The sequence below is a fragment of the Phaeobacter sp. JH20_02 genome, from assembly GCF_048056915.1.
Lineage (GTDB): Bacteria > Pseudomonadota > Alphaproteobacteria > Rhodobacterales > Rhodobacteraceae > Phaeobacter > Phaeobacter bryozoorum.
Genome location: NZ_JAYMVP010000026.1, coordinates 1 through 23774, shown reverse-complemented (window position 1 = coordinate 23774; position 23774 = coordinate 1). Strand labels below are relative to the sequence as shown.

Sequence of the window (23774 nt, the reverse complement as noted above, 5' to 3'; positions counted from 1 at the left end):
CGCCAAGAAAAACACGAAACTCAATATTTACAATGACTTACATGGAAACAAAGTCAGCAGACCTGACCTGAAATCCCGCAGAAACCGCCAGACCACACCCACAGCCCCCCCCCATAAGCCACTTACCCACAGACTCACCAAACATATCCACACCCCAGAACACCCAAAACCCGTGAATCACACCTAACACCGTCAACCTCAGACGGTCAGATATCCTTCATCAGGCGCAGGGCGTCATAGATCGCCGCGTGGGTGTTGCGGGCCGAAACCGCATCGCCGATCCGAAACAGCTGAAAGCCCCCCTGCCCCGCGGCTTCGTCCGGGCGCCCGTGCGGCTGCGGCCTCCCGGCGATCAGGGCGTCGTAATCGACCTGCCCGCCATTCAGACTATGCGGCTTCAGGTCGAAATAGAGATCGTCCAGCGGCAGCGTGCCGTAGTTGAGCACAACCTGATCATAGAGCTTGCTGGAGTGATGGCCGCTGTAATCCGTCCCCAGCACCGCCAGAAGCCGGTTGCCTTCCTTGCGGACCTCCAGCAGGCGCCGCGCCACGGTGAAGGTCACATCCCGGTCCTGCAGGCTGCGCATATAAGGGACAAGGTTCATCGCCATCACATTGGGGGCAAAGACCCGGTCCGGGGTCATCACCTCAACCGTCGCGCCCGCCTGGGCCGCAACCTCGGCCGCCTGAAGCGCGGGGTGATCGCCGCTTTCGTCATATATCAGCACCGAGCCGCCCGGCTTAACATCCCCCGAAATGATATCCCAGGCCGAGACAACATGCGCCGCCTCCTCGCCCGCCTCGAACAGCTGCATATTCGGCAGGCCACCGGTGGCCACGATCACCACATCCGGCGCAAGCCCGGTCACATCCTGCGCCTCGGCCCAGGTGTTGAATCGAAACTGCACATCCCGTGCGGCACATTGCGCCATGCGCCAATCGATGATGCCCATCATCTCGCGGCGGCGCGGGTTCTGTGCGGTCAGGCGAATTTGACCGCCGGGATCGGAGGCAGCCTCAAATACGGTGACCGCATGGCCGCGCTCTGCCGCAACGCGCGCGGCCTCCAGCCCGCCGGGGCCAGCGCCGACAATCACCACCTGTTTGGGCTCTGCGGCGCGGGTGATCACATGTGGCATCGTCAGCTCACGCCCGGTTGCGGCGTTGTGAATGCACAGCGCCTCTCCCGCCTGATAGATCCGGTCCAGACAATAAGTCGCGCCAACACAGGGGCGGATGTCCTCCTCGCGCCCCTCCCTGATCTTCTGCACGATATGGGGATCGGCCATATGGGCGCGGGTCATCCCCACCATATCAAGAAGCCCCCCGGCAATCGCATGGCGGGCGGTGGCCACATCGGGGATGCGGGCGGCATGAAAGGTGGGCAGGCCCGTCGCCTGCCGGACCGCACCGGCAAAATCCAGATGCGGCGCAGACGGCATCCCCTGCACCGGGATCACATCGGTCATTGCCGGATCCGTATGGATGCGGCCCCGGATCACATTCAGGAAATCCACCATGCCGCTGGCGGCCAAGCGTCTGGACATCTCCAGCCCCTCGTCGGGCGAGATGCCGCCTGCCGCCGCCTCATCCGCCGTATACCGCAGGCCAACGATGAACTCGTCCCCCACCCGCTCGCGGACCGCCGCCAGCACCGCCATCGGCAGCGCCATCCGACTGTCGAGCGTCTGGCCGCCATATGGCCCGTCCAGATCATTGGTCAGCGGCGACCAGAACTGATCCAGAAGATGGCCATAGACCTGCAACTCGATCCCATCCATGCCCCCGGCCTGCATCCGCTCCGCAGCATCGGCGAAATCGGCGATGACGCGGGTGATGTCCCAATCCTCCGCCAGCTTCGGAAAGGCGCGGTGTGCAGGTTCGCGGTGGCGCGACGAGCTGATCGAGGGCAGCCAGTCGCCCTTGTCCCAACCGGTGCGGCGTCCCAGATGGGTCAGCTGGATCATCGCCGCGCAACCATGCTCATGCAGCTGGTCGGTCAGATTGCGGATCCAGGGCACCACCTCATCCTTATAGGCGAGGATATTGTTGAACACCGGCGGGCTGTCACGGGAAACCGCCGCGGAGCCTGCCGTCATCGCCAATGCCACGCCCGCCTTGGCCCGTTCGGCGTGATAGGCCGCATAGCGCTCCTTTGGCATGCCGTCCTCGGGGTAGGCCGGTTCATGACTGGTGGTCATGATCCGATTGCGCAGTGTCAGATGTTTCAGCTGATAGGGCTGCAACAAGGGATCGTTGGACATGACAGGCTCCTGCAAATGGCGCGGACCACCAAAGCGAGGGCGCACGGGATCCGCCGACAAGATCACAGCTCTGGACATATGTGTCAGGTCAATTTCCGACCCTGTCAAGAGCCCCGCACGACACGGCAGCGCCGATGGTGACCGGTCAGGGGTGACCGGCGGGTCTCGTGACCGAGAGAGAGCCGCCACCCGGCGCCTGCGCTAAAAGGCGGTGAACTCCCCGGCACGGCTGCGGAAGAAGCCTTTTAGCGCGGTCTTGAACGCGCGCACCTTGGCAGAGGTCAGCAGGTCCGGATGGCTCAGCACCCAGATCGGCGCGTAATCCTGCGGCGCAACCCCCGGCAGCGGCTCCAGATCCGGATCACTGCGCGCCAGATAGACCGGCATCCTGACCGCGCCCAGCCCCGCCTTTGCCGCCGCGATCAGCGAAGTCATATCGTCAAACCGCGCCCGGATCCGATGGTTCGGATAATGGTGCAGCGCGGCCTTTGGCGGCGCGTCATAGCCGCTGTAGATCACCCAGTCCAAGGGCGCAGCGGGATCCGCCAAAGCCCGTGCCACCAGATCCCGCCGCGCGACGCAGGCGGTTTTCTGATCGGCCAGATGCAGCCCCACCAGGCTGTCGCCCGGCGCCCGGCTGATCCGGATCGCCAGATCCGCCTCGCGCCGGGTCAGGTCCAGCACATCATTGGTCGCGCGAACCGTCAGCTCGACCTCCGGGTGGTCCGCGCAGAACTGCGCCAGAAATGGCGCGAGATGGCTCTGTATCAGCAGCTGTGGCGCCGTCAGCACCAGCTCACCCGAAAGGCTCTGATCGCGGCCCGACAGGTTGCGCAGGGCCGATTGCTCGGCCTGCTCCATCCGCCGCGCTGCCGCGGCCAGCTCGTCCGCCTCGGCGGTGGCCAGATAGCCTTCGGGCCGACGCTCGAACAGCGGCCGCCCCAGCATGTCCTCGGCCCGCTGCACACGGCGCGCCACGGTGGTGTAGCTGACGGACAGCGCCTGCGCGGCCCCGGCCAGGGATCCGGCCCGCACCAGCGCCAGAATGGTCCGCATGTCATCCCAGTTGATCTGCATACATGCGTTTTCGCATGGGCGGCACACGATTGCATGTGTTTTCTCGCGGCACGCTTCCCGGCATCAAGACGCCATCAACAGTGAAAGGACAACAGATGGCCTATGTCTACGTAAACCTCCTCCTGCAAGACCCCGAGACTATGGCGGCATATCGTGAAAAAGCAGGCGCCGCCTTGCAGAAACACGGCGCCAAAGTGCTGGTCTCAACCCCGCAGCAGACCGTGATCGAAGGCACGCGCGATGCCACCGGCATCGGGGTAATCCTTCAGTTTGCCAGTCCAGAGGCCGCCAAGGGCTGGATCAACGATCCCGAGCTGCAGGACGTCCACGCGCTGCGACAAGCCGCCGGCAGGAGCGCGATCACGCTTCTGGCCTGACCCTTCAGAGGCCGCGCCACTCCCGCCCGTCGGCTGGCGGCGGAGCCCCCACCTCCCGTTGGGTCAGGCGCCGCGCCCATTGGGCCCGGCGCAGGTCGCGCGCGGCTGTATCTCATGCGCCCGACACGGTTCGTCTTTGTTTCCAACGCTGCAACGGGCCACGCCCGCGCCGGGCGCCAGCCCGGCGCCACCGAAAACAACGGGCGCGGAACCCTTAGGTTCCGCGCCCGCTTTGATCTTCGCCAGACGACCTGCCGGATCACTCGGCTGCGATCTGTCCTTCGATCTTTTCGACCTTCACCGCCGAGAACTTGAACTCGGGGATTTTGCCATAGGGGTCCAGCGCCGGGTTGGTCAGGATATTGGCGGCCGCCTCCACATAGGCAAAGGGCACAAACACCATATCCTCGGCAATCGCCCGGTCGGCGCGCGCCATGATCTCGATCGAACCGCGGCGGGTCGTGAGGCGGACCATCTCGCCCGGCTCGACGCCCATCAGCTTCAGCGTCCGCGGGTTGAGCGAGCAGTTCGCCTCCGGCTCCACCGCATCCAGCACCTTGGAACGACGGGTCATCGACCCGGTATGCCAATGCTCCAGCTGGCGGCCGGTGGTCATGATCATCGGGTACTCCGCATCCGGCGCCTCATCCGGCGGGATCACCGATGCCGGGGTAAAGCGGGCGCGGCCCTCGGGGCGCGGGAAGCCATCGCCGAACACAATCGCCTGACCGGGGTCGGTCTCATGCAGCGACGGATAGGTGATGGTCTCGGTCTCCAGACGCTCCCAGGTGATGTTGTTCAGCGACTTCATGTTCAGCTTCATCTCGGCAAAGACTTCGCTGACATCATCGTACTTCCAGGGCAGGCCGATGCGCTGCGCCAGCTCGACGGTGACCTGCCAGTCCTCACGCGCCTCACCCGGAGGCGGCACCGCAGGCCGCACGCGCTGCACCTGGCGATTGGTGTTCGACACGGTGCCGTTCTTCTCATAAAGCGCCGAGGCCGGCAGGATGATGTCGGCATAGTTTGCCGTCTCGGTCAGGAAGATGTCCTGAACGATCATCAGCTCCAGCTTGGCAAAGGCCTCGCGCGCGTGATCGGCATCCGGGTCGGACATCGCCGGGTTTTCACCCTGGATGTACATGCCCTTGATATTGCCGGCATAGGCCTCGTCCACGATCTCGGTCACGGTCAGGCCCTTCTCGTTCGAGAAGTCGCCGCCGCCCCAGACATCGGTGAAGCTCTTGCGCACGTCATCCGACGTCACGGTCTGATAGTCCGGCAGGAACATCGGGATCAGGCCCGCGTCCGACGCGCCCTGCACGTTGTTCTGGCCGCGCAGCGGGTGCAAGCCAGCGCCCGGCTTGCCGACGTTACCAGTCATCAGCGCCAATGAGATCAGGCAGCGCGAGTTATCTGTCCCGTGGATGTGCTGGGAAATCCCCATACCCCAGAAAATCAGACCCGCATTCCCACCGGCAAAGATCCGGGCAACACGGCGCAGCTGATCGGGGCTGATGCCGCAGATCTCCGACATTTTCTCGGGCGTGAACTGCTTCAGATGCTCTTTCTCGGCCTCCCAGTTCTCGGTCCAGCGGTGGATGTACTGACTGTCGTAGAGCTCTTCCTCGACGATCACATTCATGATCGCGTTCAGCATCGACACATCCGCGCCGGGGCGAAACTGCACCATTTCGGTCGCGAACCGGCGCAGGCCGACGCCGCGCGGATCCATCACGATCAGCTTGCCGCCGCGCTTGGTGAACTGCTTGAAGTAGGTCGCAGCCACCGGGTGGTTCTCGATCGGGTTGGAGCCGATCACAATGGCCACGTCGGCGTTCTCAATCTCGTTGAAGGTCGCGGTCACCGCACCGGAGCCCACGTTTTCGATCAGCGCCGCAACGGAGGACGCGTGGCACAGGCGGGTGCAGTGGTCGACGTTGTTGTGCTTGAAGCCCTGACGGATGAACTTCTGGAAGAGATAGGCCTCTTCATTGGTGCATTTCGCCGAGCCGAAGCCCGCAACCGATTTCGGGTTCTCATCGCGCAGGCGCATCAGGCCCTTGGCGGCCAGATCCATCGCCTCTTCCCAGGAGGCTTCGCGGAAATGGGTCGAGAGATTACCGGGATCGACGTTCAGGCCCTTGGCCGGCGCGTCGTCACGGCGGATCAGCGGCTTGGTCAGGCGGTGCGGGTGGTGGATGTAGTCAAAACCAAAGCGGCCCTTGACGCACAGGCGGCCTTCGTTTGCGGGGCCATTGATGCCATCGACATATTTGACCTTGCCGTCCTTGACCTTGAGCGAGACCTTGCAGCCGACACCGCAGAACGGGCAAACGCTTTCGGTTTCGGAATCATAATCCTTGCTGTCGCCGACCTGCTGGTCATCCATCACGGTGGCGGGCATCAGCGCGCCGGTCGGGCAGGCCTGCACACATTCGCCGCAGGCCACGCAGGAGGACTGCCCCATCGGATCCGCCAGATCGAACACCGGGTAGGCGTCATGACCGCGGCCGGCCATACCGATCACGTCATTGACCTGCACCTCGCGGCAGGCCCGCACACAGAGGTTACAGGAAATACAGGCGTCCAGATTGACCTTCATCGCCACATGGCTGTCATCCAGCAGCGGGATTCGGTTCTTTTCCAGCTTGGGGAAACGCGACTCTGAAACCCCGTTCAGCTCCGCCATATCCCACAGATGCGAGGACTTATCGCGCGCCTCTTCCTGCTTCGGCTGGTCCGCGATCAGCAGTTCCATCACCATCTTGCGGGCGTTTTCAGCGCGCGCGTTGTTGGTGGTGACCACCATGCCCTCGGCAGGTTCGCGGATACAGGAGGCGGCCAGCGTGCGCTCGCCCTCGATCTCGACCATGCAGGCGCGGCAGTTGCCGTCCGGGCGGTAGCCGGGCTGCGGCTTGTGGCACAGATGCGGGATCTTCAGCCCGCGGCCGTTGGCGACTTCCCAGATGGTCAGGCCCTTCTCTGCCGTGACCTGCTCGCCATCGAGTGTGAAAGTGACTTTATCGCTCATGGCTCAGACCTCATCCATCTGAAGTGTCACGCGGAGGGCAGCGCCCGTCCCGGGGTGGGCGTGAAGCGCCCGCCCATGGGGGCGGGTCGGGCGCTGCCCGGCGGTACCCGCCGGGTGGAGGATCTCAATAGCGCCGTACATCTCAGACCTCATCCGGAAAATGTTTCATGGTCAGGCGGATCGGGTTGGGTGCGGCCTGACCCAGACCGCAGATCGAAGCATCGACCATTGCGGTGCTCAGCTCTTCCAAGAGGCCCTGATCCCATTTCTTCTCGCTCATCAGCTTGACGGCTTTCTCACAGCCCACCCGGCAGGGGGTGCACTGGCCGCAGCTTTCGTCTTCGAAAAAGCGCAGCATGTTCAGCGCCGCGTCACGGGCCGAGTCCTGATCGGACAGCACCACAACAGCGGCGGACCCGATGAAGGTGCCATGCGGCTGCAACGTGTCGAAATCGAGCGGGATATCATTCATCGACGCAGGCAGCAGGCCCGAGGAGGGGCCGCCCGGCTGATACGCCTTAAAGACGTGGCCATCCAGCATGCCGCCGCAGGCCTCGATGATGTCGGTGATGGTGGAACCGGCAGGCAGCAGATGCACCCCCGGCTTCTTCACCCGGCCCGAGACAGAATAGCTGCGTAGCCCCTTGCGACCGTTCTTCTCAACCGAGTTCAGGCATTCCGGGCCTTCGCGGTTGATCTTGGCGACCCAGTAGAGGGTTTCCACGTTGTGCACGAGGGTCGGACGACCAAAGACACCCACCTGCGCCACAAACGGCGGACGGTGGCGCGGCTCGCCGCGCTTGCCTTCGATCGATTCAATCATCGCGCTTTCTTCACCGCAGATATAGGCCCCTGCCCCGCGGCGCAGGTCAATGTAACCTGCCTCGACGATACCGGCCTCTTCCAGCGCCGCGATCTCACGACGCAGAATTTCCAGCACCGCCGGATATTCGTCGCGCATGTAGATAAAGGCTTTCTCGGCCTCGACCGCCCAGGCGGCAATCAGCATCCCCTCGAGGAAGACATGCGGCGTGCGCTCAAGGTAGTAGCGATCCTTGAAGGTGCCCGGCTCGCCCTCATCGCCGTTCACGGCCAGATAACGCGGACCTTCGTTGGCGCGCACGAAACCCCACTTGGTGCCGGACGGGAAACCAGCGCCGCCCAGACCGCGCAGACCGGCTTCTTTGACCTTGGCCTGAACCGCTTCCCAGTCGCCATTTGCGCGCAGGTCTTTCAGCGTGGCATAGCCGCCATCCGCCTCATAAGCGGCAAAGGTTTCATACTCGGGCACGTGTGCATGGGTATCATCTGCCGCAATCGCCGCTTCCACCTTCTCAACCGTAGCGTGGTCGATGTGGTTGTGGCCGATTTCCAGCACCGGCGCCGTGTCGCAGCGGCCCATGCAGGGTGCGCGCAGCACGCGGACCTGGCTTGCGTCCAGACCGTCTTCCAGCGCCTTCTTCAGCGCTTCTGCCCCGGCCAGCTCGCAGGAGAGCGAGTCACAGACCCGGATGGTCAGCGCCGGCGGCGGGGTCTCGCCTTCCTTCACCACATCGAAATGGGCGTAGAAAGTGGCGACCTCATAGATCTCGGCCTGACCGGTGCGCATCTCCTCGGCCAGCGCCCGGATATGCGCCGCGCTGAGGCAGCCGTATTTGTCCTGAATAAGATGCAGGAACTCGATCAGGAGATCCCGGTTGCGGGGCCGATCGCCAAGCAGGTCCAGAACCTCGCTATGCGCCTGATCATCCAGCTGCCGGCCCTTGGGCGTTTTGCGCCCCTTGCCTTTGCCAGATTTCCAAACGCCCTTGCTATTGTCCAAAGGTGCCACGATGACCTCCACTTCGCGATGCCAGATAAGGCGGCATTCCATTGAAGAAGCCTATCGTCAAATCGGAAAATTCAAAGGTACGATAACGAACGCTTATTGCTTGAAATCGTCAACCACGCCCTTCATCGCCTTCACCGTCGTCAGTTCGGGCTGGCGGTCCAATGTGACCATACAAATAGGCCTGCTCGGCGTCGGATCGACCAGCCGCAGCACCCTGGCGCCGGACAGCGGCCCCAGCGCATCCATCAGGGCTTCCGGTAGGATCGTGGCAACCGAGCCCGCCCGCGCCATCACAATCGCCGACATGAACCCGCTGGAATCCGAACGCACCTGCGGCCGCAGCCCCTGATCGGCGAAGATCCGGTCCAGAATCCGGCGATTCTGCATCTGCGGCTCCAGCAGGCTGAGCGGCAGCTCTGCTGCCTCGGCCCAGGAAATACTGTCCGCGCCATGTCCGCGATCCACCACCATCGCCTCGGGGGCGACCAGCACATAAGTCTCCTCATATAGCGGCTGGATGGTGACCTGATCGGGACCCAGGCTGTCGTGATAGGTGACGCCTGCATCAATTGTCCCGTCAAACAGGCGCTGCTGGATCACCAGCGAGCTCAGCACCTCGATCCGGGCCAGAACCCGTGGGTGGGTGAGATGCAGCCGGTCCACCATCTGCGCGGCATAGGCTGTTGCGGTGGGCACCACCCCCAGCACCAGCGTGCCGGTGACCTCGCCACGTGCGGCGGCCACCTCCTGCTCCAGCGCCTTGGCCTCATCCAGGATCGAGCGGGCCCGGCGCACGATCATCAGACCCTCTTCGGTCAGCCCCTGAAACCGATTGCCCCGGCGCACGATGGACACGCCCAGGCGCTCTTCCAGATTGCGGATCCGCATTGAAAACGCCGGCTGCGACATGCCGCAGTCCTGCGCGGCCTTGGCAAAATGGCGGTGACGCGCCAAAGCGCTCAGCAACCTGAGATCCTTGAGTTCGATCACCGCTCGTTTTCCTTGCTACTGCCGGGGTGCCGCTGTCGGTCATACACCATTCACAGCGGGTCGCGCCATCGGTTGCCAGCACGAGAGCGGCAGTTTTGGCGCAGGCCAACAGGCTGGGCAGCCTGCACCATATATATCAGGGGGCGATGGAGGCCGCACTCATGCGCCCCGCTACCGCCCCCGATCAGAGCAGGCCTCAGGCCTGCCGCTGTGCCGTCGCCGACCGGGCGATGCCATCATAGATCCCGGTCAGAATATTCAGCACCCGCGTTGCCTCACCGATACGGTTTTCCACGCCCGGCACCTGCGACAGCGCCTGAAGCAACAGGTTGCGACGCTGCACATCATAGGCTGCGGTGATTCCCAGCCCCTCCTCCGTTGCGGAATAGGTCACCCCGCCACGCCCCGATCCGGTCTTGCGGATCAACCCGGCCGTAGCCAGCTTGCGCAGTGAATACTGGATATTCGGAATGTCATCCCGATTGGTGACCCGCGCAAGCTCCTTGATCGTCTTGGGCCTGTCGTTCATGCGGATAACGTTCATCAGAGTGATTTCGGGACCCGAGGCGGACAGATCCGACACAAGCCCAAGACATTCGGATTGCCAACGCGCAAACCCCTCGAATGTTCTCATCAGTGCAAACTCGAAATCGCTCAGATCATCTTCGGCACCATTATCAAAAGTCTGATCCACCGCATTCGCGGTCTCAGTCTTGGGTGATCCGGAATAGATATCCAACAAATAGTCTCCTTGGTTCAGCGGCATAAATAAGCCTCCGGTGGCGGCGAAACCTGCTGTCAAGGTGTTTCACGCGCATTCGTTCCCCAAACCCGTCACCACGCTCCTTAGTAAGTATCTGGCGTTAGGTTTCAACCCGTCCGTGCAGCAGAAAATGGGGCCAAACTCGGCGAATTTATCCAAGGGGTTGGAGAATCAGCGGAATTTAAAAAGCAGGATAAACTTTAGTTACGCATTATTTTTAAGAATATAGATAAAATTTCACGCCAAAGGCGCCCTGAATCATATTATTTCCGTGAAAACGCGCCCACAGGCCAGACTCATGCGGGGGCGCAGCCCGCCCGGCAGGCCACCCGCCTGTTCGCAATAAAATGGCAGCTTAATCATCACTTTGCGCAGCGGGCGCGGGTCCGCCTGCCCACCGATCGCGCCCGAAATTCGCCGACCTCAGCCTGCGCTCATTGCGGATGTGCCTATTAATTCACCGGTAAGTCCTCAGGGCTATGCTACCCGCCGACGATGTGCACAGGCACATGTTGTGAGAAGGAGCAGAGCTTGGAACGACGGGCGGACCTCATGTTGGTTGTCGCGCAGGCATTGGCCGTGATGGTGACCATCACCGGTTGCGCTGTCGCACGCCTGATTGTTGCGTGGCGACCGGAGATTTCGACAGGGGCCAACTGCCGGCGCCCATATCGGCCGAAGACTCATGTCGCGGCACGCCCGCTGTTGCGGCACCCGCAGGCAATCAGACCTGCTCTTTCAGCTCGGTATCAAGATTGGGGCAGCGCAATCGCGCGCCTGCTGATGACCGGCGTCCGCCAATCTTTGGTCCGACGCCACAGTATGTTCGCCATGTCACCGCCCCCAATCGGGCATGGTTCTCTCGGTTTGCCCGTTCCGGTCAACCAATTCGCGAAACGACGCAGCCGAAGCTTGCGGCTGTGTCCAGGGGGCTGTCGGTACTGACTCCGACACAAATTCCGCCAGCGCGTCCGTTCCGCGCAATGGCAATTGAAAGGTGCTGAAATGAAATTCCGAAATCCTGCGCGTTCCGTCATGAACAGGCTGTCTGTCTTTGCCAAATGCAGCCTTCTCATCGCGGCGTCCACCCTCGTGGTGACCTTGTTTCTGACTTGGGAAAACCAGAAAATCCTCGGTGAAGCTGTGGATAGTGGCGTACAGACACTGGCCGAAGGCGTGACCGTAACCGTGGCCGCGCGCAGCGGCGGTGCAATCCGCTTTGGTGATACCGAGCGTCTTGAAAGCGACCTGCAATCCCTGATCGAGCTGTCGAACGGCCGGTCCAGCCACGGGATCGCCATCAATGGCAAGGGCAAGACGGTTGCCTCCACCGGCACCGCAACCGAGGCTGAAATTGCCGAACTGACCCTCGTCGCCCAAAAAGCGATGGAAAACAACCAGATGGAGTATAGCGAAAACGGCTATCTCGTCGCCGCACCCGCTACCGCCGGTGCCGAGGGGACGGTGGTCGTCGGCGCGGTCGGGATGGTCTGGAGCCCGGATGTCGCCTTTGCCGAGGTGGCGCCGAACCAGCTGCTGTCCTTCATTCTCGCCGGTGGCGCCTTTGTGGTGATGCTGGGCCTGTCGATGTTTGCCCTGCGCTCCATGATGTCGCGCCCGTTGGGCGATGTTGCCACCGCAATCAACCGCTTGGCCGAGGGCGATTATGATCACGACACCGAACATCAGGCACGGGGCGACGAAATCGGCCTGATCGCCCGCCATATCGAGGCGCTGAAATCGCAGCTGTCCGCCGCCAGAACCGTGGAAGATCAGCGCCGTGCCGACCAGGCGGCGCAACGGGTTGTGGTGGATCGTCTGAATGACGGGCTGCACGCGCTCTCGGAGGGGGATCTGTCGCAGACCATCGACGATGAATTCTCCGCCGATTACGAAAGCCTGCGCCAGAACTTCAACAAGACCGTCGACAAGATGGTCGGCATTATCGACGCGGTGATCGACAACTCATCGCGCATCCGTGCCAGCGCCGAAGAGATCAGCCAATCCTCCAGCGATCTCTCCCAGCGCACCGAGAGCCAGGCGGCCACGCTTGAGGAGACCGCCGCCGCCATGGAGCAGCTCACCGTCAGCGTGAAATCCGCAGCCGATGGCGCCCGCGAAGTGGAGGGCATCGTATCGGAGGCCAAGGAGACCGCCGTCAACAGCGGCCAGGTCGTCACCCGCGCCGTCGACGCCATGTCCAAGATCGAGCAATCATCGGAGAAGATCTCCCAGATCATCTCGGTCATCGACGATATCTCGTTCCAGACCAATCTGCTGGCGCTGAACGCAGGGGTCGAGGCCGCCCGTGCAGGCGAAGCCGGCCGTGGTTTTGCGGTTGTCGCCTCCGAAGTGCGCGCCCTGGCCCAGCGCTCCTCGGATGCCGCGCAAGAGATCAAGGCGCTGATCAGCGAAAGCACCGGCCACGTCGGCGAAGGTGTCGATCTGGTTGGCCGCGCGGGCGAGGAGCTGAAACAGATCATCGAACGCGTCGCCACCATCTCGGGCCATGTCAGCGGCATTGCAACCGGCGCGCAGGAGCAATCGACCACGCTGGGCGAAATCAATACCGGCGTGACACAGCTCGATCAGGTGACCCAGCACAATGCCGCCATGGTTGAGGAATCAACCGCCGCCAGCCAGATCCTGCGCAATGATGCCAATGAGCTGGCCCGCCAGGTCTCGGTGTTCAAGACCCGCAAAACGGACAATAACGTCGTCTCGGTGGCGCCCAGCGCACCAGCCCCGGCCCCGGCCCGGCCAGCCGCCGCGCCGAAACCCGCGGCTGAGCACAACCCGGCCCCATCGGCGCATGGCGATGATGACTTTTTCGATGCCAGCCCGACAAAGGCCGCCGTCGGCTGGGAAGATTTCTGATCTCCCCCGGCCACACCCAATGGCGAAAAGGCGCGCCAGATCCGGCGCGCCTTTTTCATATCTGCTTGCCCCCCTTATACATGGCCCAGTCCCTTCCCCCGCGCGTCCCTGCCCCGGATGACAGAACCCTGTCGCGAGTATCCGGGCAACACCATCGCCGCTCAGTTCTCTGGCAGGTCCAAGGCTCTGGGGGGCCAAGCCTCTGGCAGACCTGAGGCTCTGGCAGCTGATATCACCGCAGCCAGACCGGAGCCGAGCGGGGCGCGAAATCGACGACAATACAGGGAATCTCAAATCGGCCGCGAAACAGCGAGGCCACCACGCTTTTACCGCCGCAGCAGATCCTGTGCGGTCGCCAGCCTTGGTGGCCGGCGACCTTCAGGATGGATGCGGCCCCGGCAGGCGCTGCCTGCTAGCCAAGTGCAGGGGCTGGTGCCGCAGGGGCGGCGGTCTGCACCGGCGCCCAGACCGGGTAGCCCTGCGGCAGCGCGGCCGCCTCACCCGCCCCGTGCTCATAACCCGCGCGCCAGCCCGGCTGTAGCCAGACCCGCGCGTGATCCGCGCTCGCCTCCATGTCGTGAACCGCGAGGCTCAGCGCCGCCGCATCATGCTGCGCCGTCAGCTGCAGATGATCGCCCGGAGAGACCGACCGTGGCCGATCCAGCAAAAAGGCCGTCCGCCCCCAATGCCCCTCGGAAGCAAGATCATTGGTCAGCTGAATCCCCGGCGCCAACTCCATCTCAAAGCTGACAAAAACCGCATGGACGATACCCGGATGGCTACAGATCAGCGTCTCGGTGGTCCGCCCCGGCCTGACATCCGGGCGCGTAAAATCGAACGCAAACAGCTCTGTACCGGCGCCCAGCGGTCGCAGCCCACAGGATCTGAAATCACTCGGCGTGATCTGCGCAACCCGCGCCAGATGGTGAAAGGCGCCCAGATCGAACCCCTCTGCCATCTGCGGCCGCCACTGCTCCAGAAGCGGCGCACTTTCAACCGGTTGCGCGACCAGCCTGCCGGTTTCGGGAACCGCGCGGGCGCCCGGCTTGGCCAGCGCCGACATCGCATGTGACAGCGTATCCAGCGCGCCCTCCCCCAATAGAACGGTATCGACAATCTCCGAAATCACCACATCGGCCTGCTCCGGCATGTCGACACCGAGGATAATCTCATGCGACCACTTGGAAATGACGGTGATCCGGTCGCTCAGACCATTGTCGGCAATCACCCGCGTCGCCGCCTCCGCAATCAGCGGCTGCTGCTCACAGGTATAGACATGTTTCGCCCCGGCCCGCGCCGCCAGCATCGCCGTCAGACCGGCACCGCAGCCGATATCCAGCACGATATCCCCCGGTCTGACCTTCATCGCGATGGCCTCGGCATAGGCACGGTTGCGCGCTCGATCCGCCAGCATCGGAAAATGCCAGCGCGGCACAAACGTCTGGTGCAGCCGTTCCTGCAACACCTGCGCCTCATGGTGATGAGGATCCAGCCGCAGCGCTTCCGACAACAGCTGCGCGCTGCGCATACCGCCATCACCAAGGGGGGTGGATTTGGCAAGCTCCACCAGATGCCCGGCCTCCGCGCGCGCCGCTAGAAAGGGCATGGAGGCGGGTCTAGACGTTTGTGTTTTAAGCAATTTTTAGTTTTCCCTATTTGAGGCAAATGCAACTGATTGCGACTATTCACCACCCGGATCTAACAATTGGTAAAGCTCACAGCCTATCGCGTACCGAATGTCGGCAGGCCATGCCCCACCCCCTTGCCAAGGGTGCAAAAGTTTCTTAGCCTGATCTGAAACTCACATCGCACAACGGGAGGACAGCAGCTGAACATGCGTATCATCCGCCGACTTCAGCACGGTCCCCGTCTGGCCCTGTAAATCCGTTTGCAGGGCTGGCCAGAGGAAAATCTCGTCACTGGTCCGCCGATTGCCGCTTTTGCGGCCAAATCTCTTTGACCCGAGTTTTCCATGTCTGTCATCAGTCTCAATGCGTTGGGCGTCACCCTTGGCGACCCGCTGTTCCGCGACCTCTCCCTGACCCTTTCGAAATCCGACCGGCTCGGTCTCATCGCCGCCAACGGGCGGGGCAAATCGACCCTGCTTGCCTGTCTCGCCGATGAGCTGACGCCGACAACCGGCGAGATCACCCGCGCCCGTGGCCTGCGGATTGGCCACGTGAAACAGAGCCTGCCTGCCGAGGCGCTTGCCGTCACGCTCTATGACTGGGTGCTTGCCGCCCTGCCGGGCGAGCAGGCCGACTATGAAAGCTGGCGCGTCGATGTGGTTCTGGATGACCTTCAGGTGCCTTATGAGTTTCAGCACCAGCCGCTTGGCGCGCTCAGCGGGGGCTGGCAGCGCGCCGCGATGCTGGCGGCCGCCTGGATCACCACGCCAGACCTGCTGCTGCTGGATGAGCCGACCAACCACTTGGATCTCAACCGAATAGCCTTTCTCGAAAACTGGCTGTCAGAGCGGCCGCGCGATCTGCCGATGGTGATCACCTCCCACGACCGCGCCTTTCTGGATGCCACGACCAACCGCACGCTGTTCCTGCGCGCCGAAGGCTCGCGGGTGTTCCAGCTGCCATTCTCCGCCGCCCGCGCCGCATTGGATGAGGTCGACGCCGCCGATGCGCGACGCCATGCCAATGATCTGAAAAAAGCCCAGCAGCTGCGCCAGCAGGCCGCAAAGCTGAAGAATGTCGGGATCAACTCCGGCTCCGATCTCTTGCTGACCAAGACCAAGCAGCTGGCCGAACGCGCCGACCGGCTGGAGGCCGCCGCCAAACCGGCCCACCGCGAGCATTCGGCCGGCGACATCAGGCTGACCAACAGCGGCACCCATGCCAAGGCCCTGATTACATTGGATGATCTGACCGTTCAGACGCCGGACGGGCAGCGGCTATACAGTACCGGCCAGAAATGGATCACCCCCGGGGACCGCATTGTCCTGCTGGGCGCAAATGGCACCGGCAAGACGCAGCTGGTCAGGATGATCCAGCAGGCACTGACCGGCGGGGCGGAGCAGATCAGATGTGCGTCCTCTGTCGTTCCGGCCTATTCGGACCAGCACCTCAGCCAGCTGGCCGATAATGACACGCCGCTGGCGCTGGTGACGGCGGCCTCCGACATCGGCGATCAGCCCGCGCGCAACCTTCTGGCGGGGGCAGGCATCAAATTCGCCTTGCAGGACACGGCGGTGAAAGCCCTGTCAGGCGGGCAGAAGGCACGGCTGGCAATGCTGCTCCTGCGGCTTCGCAACCCCAATTTCTATCTGCTGGACGAACCCACCAATCATCTCGACATCGAAGGTCAGGAAGCCCTCGAAGCAGAGCTGATCGGCCAGGATGCCGCCTGTCTGCTTGTGAGCCATGACCGCAGCTTTCTCAGGGCCGTCGGCAATCGCTTCTGGTGGATCCGTGGCCGTCGCCTGGAAGAGGTCGCCAGCGCCGATGCCTTCCTCAGCTCTGAAATGGGCGCGGGCTGAGGGCTATGGCGGCGGCCACCTGTGACCGCCGCCCCGCCAGTTGCCGAAATATTGGGCAACACATCATCCGGGCGTCTGGCTGCGCCGGTGGCTGCGGCAGAACCGCTTGCGCCGCCACGTGGTTTTCGCAACTCTGCGACACAGAAACGGATACAGACACAACCCCCGGAACAGACCCCGCCCTGCCCAGCGACCGGGGATATACGACCCAAGGATCCAGCCGATGACGACCGATATTGCCATCACCCGCGCCAGCGCCTCCGAGCCCGAGGCTCAGGCGCTGATCAAACGCCATCTGGCACAGATGGCCGCGCAATCCCCCGCAGAAAGCTGCCACGCACTGGATGGCAGCGGCCTTGATGCCGCCGATGTCGCCTTCTTCCTGCTCCGCCGCGACGGGCGGGCCATCGCCATGGGCGCCCTGAAGTCCCTGCGAGACGGCGGCTGCGAACTGAAATCCATGCACACCCTCGCCGAGGCCCGCGGCAGCGGCGCCGGACGCCAGATGCTGGAGTTCCTGCTGGACCGCGCCCGATCCGACGGCGCCCCTGCGGTCTATCTCGAAACCGGCTCGACCGAGGATTTCACCCCAGCCAAACGGCTCTATGAAAGCTACGGCTTTGTCGAATGCCCACCCTTTGGCGACTACAGCAAGGACCCCTGGTCGCTGTTTATGCGCCTTGACCTGCGCGCCGCGGCTTGACCCTTCCCCGCGTCCTGTCATAACTGGCGCCAGCGGTCCCTTAGCTCAACTGGATAGAGCAGCTGACTTCTAATCAGCAGGTTGAGGGTTCGAGTCCTTCAGGGATCGCCAGCATTCCATCCATCTGCCAATTAGGCATAACCTTGCACACTTTAGGGGTTTTGATGCACACCCCGTGTCAAGTGGAAAGTGCCAATTGACGTTTTGAGTAGCTAAGTCCCCGAGAGAAAATGCTTTCGTTCCTTGACTGACACCCGGGACACCAGCAGGCAGATATCAGCTCACCAGCGTGTTCAGGACGGGTGCAACCTCCTTTTGGAGGTAGATCGGTCCGATAGCCACACCATTCAGCCGGAAAACTTCAATCCCGTGAGCTGCAAAAGCCGCCAGAATCGTGTTCCGGTGAAGCCCGGTCTCCTTCACTATCACCGTCGGCGTGGTGAACTTGTCATGGAAAGCAGCGATGTCCACACCGGACATCCGCCACTGGGAGCGCTTTGTCACCGGGTGCAGAACCTCCATCGCAGGCGTATGGCCACCTTCGATCAACGCTTGGAACGCCCCCTTCTGCCGCACTCCGATGGAGCGGGCAAAGGCAGCTGCGTTCATTTCCCCTTCCATGGCCGCCATTTTCTGCTCGCGGGGGCGAAGCAACTCCGACTGATCAACTTCGGCAACGTTGACGACGAGTCCGTGATAACCAAACGTTTCAGCGTGCTTGCCGACCCTCAATCTGCCGTCTCTGATCGCAGCGATAACCTGGCCGACAGAAAGACCCGCTCGCTTGTGAACATGTTGGATCGTTTCCCATCCTGGCGTACCAGCTTCTAGCAAAATGGCTTTTCGCTCCAAATCCTCGAGCAGGTGCAGCCCATCAGACACCCGCCAGGGAGACTTGATCGTTGCAACTTTCGTCCTGGGCGCCAGAACGCCGTCAGCTTCTAGTGATTTGAGTTCGACTAGCGTCGCGCCCATTGCTTTGCGCATCGCAATCGGCCCGACCAAAGTCGGGATCTCCTCCAGAAGGGGTTTGTATTTCTTTGCGTCGAAGGTCTTGCGAGCATCAGCGCGCGTGTCATCAGGAGGAAACGCTCCAGCCTCAGTCAGGAAGTCGCTGAGGACCGACTTGCCGACCCCGGTTTCCTTGCTTGCCGAGGCAAGAGAATGGAGGCGTCGTTCAGGCACGGTTTGACCGAGAACCTCATCTCCCGCCTCGACCGGCCAGATCTTCAATAAATGCCGACGTACAATATCGCGAAATCCATCAAAGCTATCATCGCTGCGATAGAGGCGACCAAGGGCCTCGAGCAGCATCGGCAATGCCTGTTTTGACCCAAAGTACCCCCCATCCCCCGCCTGCAAAATGCGATCGAGAGCACACGTGATTGCCTCAGGCCCTCTCGATGCGGCATCAAAGCCTTTGGCCTTCGCAGCACGGTCGTCAATTTCAAGTTCCTGAGCACGAAAGAGTTCCTTGCCAAGCAACGCACAGAAGGTCATGGCGGCAAACAAAGGCTGAGTTGCCAGCCACGTTTTGTCCTCACCTTGCGACAGGCGCCGATCAAGCCAGACGTCATAGGCGGACGGCTCAATCAGATCGCAGTCAAACCTGCCCACCAGAAGGTTTGGCAGGATCTCAGCCAATCTGGCACCGGCATCATCACGACTTACAGGCCGCGAGCTTTCCCAAAGTGGCATCAGAGGATGGCGGTGCCGCAAGCACACATCAACACCGCGGCACAGCCAGTCTCCCGCCATGGCCATGTGCCTCAGCGGAGAGGCTTGTTTTTCTGCCGCCTCACGCAGGCAATGAGGGCAGCCACGGATGATAGGGTTGCGTACGGCGCGGGAGACAAAAACTTCTCCGCGATATTTCATGCGTACGTCCCCGATTCGCTCACCTGTCCATGACAGCATGGTGGCCAGCTGAACGGGCGCCAAACCGGATCGGGTGGCAAAAATGTCAATCGCCTCCTGCTCCTGGTTCAGGATCCGCTTTAAACTAACGCCAAGATCAAGGGCAAATCCGGTGGCGTCGGTACCATTGATCGCAGCCATGCGCGAAAAGAAGGAGGGAAGTGTTTCCCGCTCCGAAGGTTCGACCGCCAAGGGCAACGTTTCTATCAACGGTGAACTCCGTCTCATTCTTGCATAACTTTAGGGCAAGATCGCTTATGCAAGCGCGAGTGTCCAACCCGTGAGGCCCCAGGATAGATTCAGGATGGTATCAACCCCACCGTTGGTTGCGAGTGTGCTTCAAGTTAAGTTCGAGACCATTGCCCCGTCTGTGTGAAAATTTTGAGAAGTTTGTAAACCCAAGATTAGGAACAGACATTCGTGTCTGCTCCTTCACAGTAGACAGGACAGTAGCTGTCTTGCCTCAGTTAGGGCCAAGGTCAGGAATGCATAGAAGCGCCCTTTGCAAACTCGGCCGTTTGACGCAACCAGCCGAGTTTTTACGCTGCGGCGCAGCCCGCCGTTTCTGCCGTTCGCTGCGACCGCGAGATCCTGCACCCGGTGAACTCACACAATGCGGGACCTTGCTGCCGTTCGCTGCAGACGCAGGAAGAACGACCTGGGGCGGTCGCACTGCGCAGATAGCGACCTTTGCAAAGTCGGCGGATCTGGTGCCATGACGTGCGATCAATGCCGCAGCCGCACGAGGAAGAGCTGACCTTCGCCGCGAGTGCAGCCGCCAACCGTCATCGAATGGAAGGGGGCGGGACAAAACCGACATTCGTTTTCTCACCTTTGCTGACGCAGCATATGCTCGCAGGTGCGGCACATTCATCGCCGCGTTGCAGCCAATGTCGCTAGACCGGTCATTGAAAGCCAGTCGGAGACGCAAAATTCAAACCGACCTTTCGCCGCAACCTGGATGGACCATCGTGGAGCGGACGAAGCGCCATTTCGCTGCGGCTGCGCCAATGGCCGCTTTTGTGAAGACACCCTAAAGACTCACACTGCATCGACAGACACAGTGTGGAAGAAGGAGCATCGAAAAAGCCGACACCCCTTCATACGTTGTTCAACCGATGCAGACTTCTACGTGCCCCGACGTTCATTCATGTTTTGCAACAGCACGAATGAAGTATACTAAAGCGATGGGGCCGTACAATTCAGGTTTGTCAGTCAAGAAGCAGCCTGCCGAGTGACATGCAGATAGCATCCCATAGCTGAGCCTAGATGCGACATCACAGCCCAAAAGACACTGAATTTTTGCTAGTTTTTTCATCTTAGTACCTCGTTTTGGAAGAAACGAGTTCGCGCAAACTCAAAAACTGTATTGCATCGGCACAGGAACAGTGTCGTTCTACAAAAGTTCGGCTGCAACCGAACTTTGGATCAGAGGGGGAAATATGGTCGGTAAAAAATTGCCGAAACCAGCGGTTTCAAATGATGCTGACAAGCTTGGAAAGCTCATTCGCCGATACCGAAAGGCACAAGGGCATACAGGAGAAAGCTTAGCCGCCGCCCTTGGAAAAAGCAGCAAAAGCGAAGTCTCTGCGTTAGAGACCGGATCGCGAGTCTTTAGCCCCGCAATAGTGAAAAACTACATCCGTGAACTAAAAATAGATGAAAGCGATGTTCCCCTTTGCTATCTGACACTTGATGCGCTTCAAAGGCTAGATCAGAAAAACGCAATTGCAGGATGGGAGCACCCTGTCACGGGTACTTTTGCATCACGACAGGTGCGAGAGCTGATGAAGGAAGCGGGCCGTTTGGACTGTACTGCGGTTGACGATGGGCTTCTGCTTTTACCGTCAACTCCGAAGCTAGACTTGAATCGTATTCCTATCAGTAGGTCGGGTGCCGCACCCTTCCTTGATCTCGTAAACCCTAAAGCTTCTGAGTTAAACGAGTTCCCTTCGGATTACTTTGACCCACAGATCGCGAACTTTCTGAAAGCAGCAGCTGATCAAGATGAGGCTGACGAAATTCAAGACACCTACCAAACAAAAGCAGCTATTAAGCAATTTACACTCCCAGCACCCGCATTTGGTGCAAACTTGCAGATGACAATAAGTCCTTTGTCATTTTGGACGTTAAGGAAGTTCAATAGGGCTATGGGTGACGGCAACCATTTGCATCAAATAAATCAAATGAAGCGGCAAGCAGTTCTGAATCTGCTTCGAAACGATGGCTCTCTAAGCTTCCGGTTTCCGTCTGCACTATATGTTGAAGCCACGGTTACAACAGCGGACAACAAATTGGTTATTGTAGAAAAGAACCCTGGTCTCAGCGTGATGGCCATGAGCGGGCGGCGTTGGACAGCCTCGATTGAAGAAGGCTTGAGTTGGCACTATTATTCCGACAGAAGCGAGATTGATGCAGTTGCCGCGGCTCTAAGGGGATTGGATCGTGAGCTAGATTTGAAGCCTGATCATATTGAGCATATCGAATTCGACGCTCTAGGCCTCGAGCTTCCCACTCTAAATGTTGGAATTCTTGGTGATGTGAAAACAAACCTTGAGTCTGCACAGCTGGTCTCCAAGATAGGAGCGTCGGTAGACTACGGTCGACGTTACCATTTTATCGATTGGAAAGAGGTTCCTGAAAAGGTGTTCTTCAAACCAATTGCCTCATTCGGAGAGTGGCACTCGCTGGCTCGACTGAGATGCCTATTGGGCCTGCAACGAAGGCATGGTTTTCAAGCTATTTTCGACATGTTTTCCTAAATCTAGATTTCCCAGTGTGCTCCACAACTTTTAACATCACGACTTCCAGTCAAAGCAGTTTTGCCGCAGATTCCTGATGGCAGACATTCGCTTCCGTGCAGCAATTCGGTAGGTATGGGCTCGAAATCAGATTTCGCCGCCTACGTCCTGAATATCGGCTCATAGACATCCAATGGCGGCGCACCGTCCAAGCCACTGCAAAATCATGGTTTTGGCGAGATTGGTAAATGGCCGGTTTCGTTCGGCCTGCCGCAATATCATTGCCGCATGAGCATCAGGCCGTTCAGAGCCCAGAGTTCCTGGTGCAGCGACATTGATCAATGTCCGCTTCAGTGGCACATGGATTGAAAATTCCCGAGAGATTGATTGTGATCTATTCTGTAACGCTTCTGTTTGGCTTGATGCTTGCTCCGCTTCTGGCTCATTTCCGCGGCAGGAAGCCCGCCGGACTGTTCTTCGCTGTAGCAGCGATCTACGCGGTTTTCGGTGCTGTCAGCTTCGCGCAAATCCAAATTGCTCTAAGCCAAGTCCGAGAGGCAGAACCTGCGTATCACGACACCTATTACGTGGTGAGCCATGGCTACTTCTTGGTGAACATTGGCATCGCAATGGCCGTCTTCGGCGCAATAACATGGGTGCAAACGCGATTTGGGGCGATGCGATATCCGGCCCTGACGAAATTACTATTCTGGATTCTCCATATCGCGCTGATCGGCAGCACCTCATTTCAAGGAGTGCTCGCCTTTATCCTGCCAAAGCCGCGCAGATATATCGACTATCCGGAGCTCATGGAAACCTACGTTCTGATAAGCTCGTGGTCAGGCTTTCTGTCACAAGCTGCACTACTCGGACTGTTGTGCCTGCTCTTGTGGTCGATCACGGCGAAATGGCTTTTGGGGTAAATCTCGACTTACGAAAAAGCGGCCTTTGGAGCAGGCGCAGCGAAAGCTCACTTAGTCCCGCGACCTGTAAATTCCCACATCCAAAAATGCTGCGCGATGCGCGAATGATTGAATCCGCCGCCGCGCCGCGGCGCAGAAATCTTCGCTACCGCAGCAGTTTCCGCGCTGCGCGCGCTTGCAGCATGAAAACGAAATGGCCGAGATGGGCTCATCGCTGACCTGCAGCGGTGCGGCAGCAGAGGCGCAGCGAAATCGCATTCGGTCCAAGCTGCCAGATGACGCCAGCCAGCCCGAAGCGGTCTTAGACAAGTAGTGCCGCACTGAAGATGCTGCTGGTGCGAAATTCCATGATCACTTTCCCGGAAGCGGACCCTCGGCAGGGCTAAGCTGCCTCATGTGATGCTGCAGGATGCACCGGGGGTAGCGGAGCGCAGAAACCGGACTTTGCAAAGTCATCTCAGTCGCCAAGTTTGGCCAAAGTTTTCGCTGCGCCGCCGCGCCGAGAAGCCGCCCTTCGCTGCAAGCGTAGCAATCAATGGCCCACGGAAAGGCGACTGTGCGGGATAAATCGGACTGCTGTGGAGCAGATATCATTGACTGCTTCTGCCAGCAGTGGACATCGCAACGAACTATGCTTGCGGAAATTCAGCTCACTCTCATGATATAAAATTTATGCATTAATAGCCCAAGGGTTAACTTGACGGAAGTAGATTCCCCCCCCAGTAGTTTGGGAATGGCATAACAGTTGAGTTCAATTCATGACTACTAACACAAGCTCTAGTTTAAC

General features: G+C 60.5%; 14 protein-coding genes and 1 tRNA gene. 7 read left to right on the top strand and 8 right to left on the bottom strand.

The features are described from left to right. Positions 1-206 precede the first annotated feature (206 nt). The gene (locus tag VWY34_RS13715) at positions 207-2264 is read right to left on the bottom strand and encodes an FAD-dependent oxidoreductase (RefSeq protein ID WP_416545777.1); all 2058 of its coding nucleotides are present in this window, start codon (positions 2262-2264) and stop codon (positions 207-209) included. 201 nt (positions 2265-2465) lie between these two features. Then, positions 2466-3341 (bottom strand): LysR family transcriptional regulator, encoded by an 876-nt coding sequence (locus tag VWY34_RS13710; protein ID WP_416545775.1) that lies wholly within the window; start codon positions 3339-3341, stop codon positions 2466-2468. A gap of 2 nt (positions 3342-3343) precedes the next feature. Here VWY34_RS13710 and VWY34_RS13705 point away from each other — a divergent pair, with 2 nt between their 5' ends. Next, positions 3344-3718 carry a DUF1330 domain-containing protein gene (locus VWY34_RS13705; RefSeq protein WP_374015553.1) on the top strand — a complete coding sequence of 125 codons (375 nt, stop codon included), beginning with the start codon at positions 3344-3346 and terminating at the stop codon, positions 3716-3718. A 259-nt stretch (positions 3719-3977) separates the two neighbouring features. Here VWY34_RS13705 and fdhF read toward each other — a convergent pair whose 3' ends face one another. The 4 genes from fdhF to VWY34_RS13685 form a co-directional block, all read right to left on the bottom strand. Further along, the gene (fdhF, locus tag VWY34_RS13700) at positions 3978-6752 is read right to left on the bottom strand and encodes a formate dehydrogenase subunit alpha (RefSeq protein ID WP_416545773.1); all 2775 of its coding nucleotides are present in this window, start codon (positions 6750-6752) and stop codon (positions 3978-3980) included. 142 nt (positions 6753-6894) lie between these two features. After that, positions 6895-8625, bottom strand: coding sequence for an NAD(P)H-dependent oxidoreductase subunit E (locus VWY34_RS13695; RefSeq protein WP_416545771.1), 1731 nt, complete (start codon positions 8623-8625; stop codon positions 6895-6897). 51 nt (positions 8626-8676) lie between these two features. Beyond that, on the bottom strand, positions 8677-9573 hold the full coding sequence (locus VWY34_RS13690) for a LysR family transcriptional regulator (protein WP_340547263.1): 897 nt from the start codon (positions 9571-9573) through the stop codon (positions 8677-8679). A gap of 196 nt (positions 9574-9769) precedes the next feature. Then, on the bottom strand, positions 9770-10312 hold the full coding sequence (locus VWY34_RS13685) for a winged helix DNA-binding protein (protein ID WP_416549035.1): 543 nt from the start codon (positions 10310-10312) through the stop codon (positions 9770-9772). Positions 10313-11341: 1029 nt separating this feature from the next. Between VWY34_RS13685 and VWY34_RS13680 the strand changes: the two genes are divergently transcribed. Then, positions 11342-13213, top strand: coding sequence for a methyl-accepting chemotaxis protein (locus tag VWY34_RS13680; RefSeq protein ID WP_416537602.1), 1872 nt, complete (start codon positions 11342-11344; stop codon positions 13211-13213). A 412-nt stretch (positions 13214-13625) separates the two neighbouring features. On the opposite strand, the gene VWY34_RS13675 is transcribed toward VWY34_RS13680, so the two are convergent. Beyond that, a complete protein-coding gene (locus VWY34_RS13675; protein WP_416545767.1) occupies positions 13626-14819 on the bottom strand; it encodes a 50S ribosomal protein L11 methyltransferase in 1194 nt (397 codons plus the stop codon). Between the two features lie 366 nt (positions 14820-15185). Here VWY34_RS13675 and VWY34_RS13670 point away from each other — a divergent pair, with 366 nt between their 5' ends. From VWY34_RS13670 to VWY34_RS13660, 3 genes are all read left to right on the top strand, one after another. After that, positions 15186-16703 (top strand): ABC-F family ATP-binding cassette domain-containing protein, encoded by a 1518-nt coding sequence (locus VWY34_RS13670; RefSeq protein ID WP_416545765.1) that lies wholly within the window; start codon positions 15186-15188, stop codon positions 16701-16703. 223 nt (positions 16704-16926) lie between these two features. After that, on the top strand, positions 16927-17406 hold the full coding sequence (locus VWY34_RS13665) for a GNAT family N-acetyltransferase (RefSeq protein ID WP_416545763.1): 480 nt from the start codon (positions 16927-16929) through the stop codon (positions 17404-17406). Positions 17407-17440: 34 nt separating this feature from the next. Next, positions 17441-17517 (top strand) — tRNA-Arg (locus tag VWY34_RS13660). A 165-nt stretch (positions 17518-17682) separates the two neighbouring features. Here the strand turns inward: VWY34_RS13660 and VWY34_RS13655 are convergent. After that, positions 17683-19533 carry a TniQ family protein gene (locus tag VWY34_RS13655; RefSeq protein WP_416549034.1) on the bottom strand — a complete coding sequence of 617 codons (1851 nt, stop codon included), beginning with the start codon at positions 19531-19533 and terminating at the stop codon, positions 17683-17685. A gap of 1178 nt (positions 19534-20711) precedes the next feature. On the opposite strand from VWY34_RS13655, the gene VWY34_RS13650 reads away from it, so the two are divergent. After that, complete coding sequence (locus tag VWY34_RS13650; RefSeq protein ID WP_416558549.1) at positions 20712-22085, top strand: helix-turn-helix domain-containing protein; 1374 nt, start codon at positions 20712-20714, stop codon at positions 22083-22085. Between the two features lie 368 nt (positions 22086-22453). Further along, positions 22454-22987: a cbb3-type cytochrome c oxidase subunit I gene (locus VWY34_RS13645; protein ID WP_416545781.1), complete on the top strand. Its 534-nt coding sequence runs from the start codon at positions 22454-22456 to the stop codon at positions 22985-22987. Positions 22988-23774 lie beyond the last annotated feature (787 nt).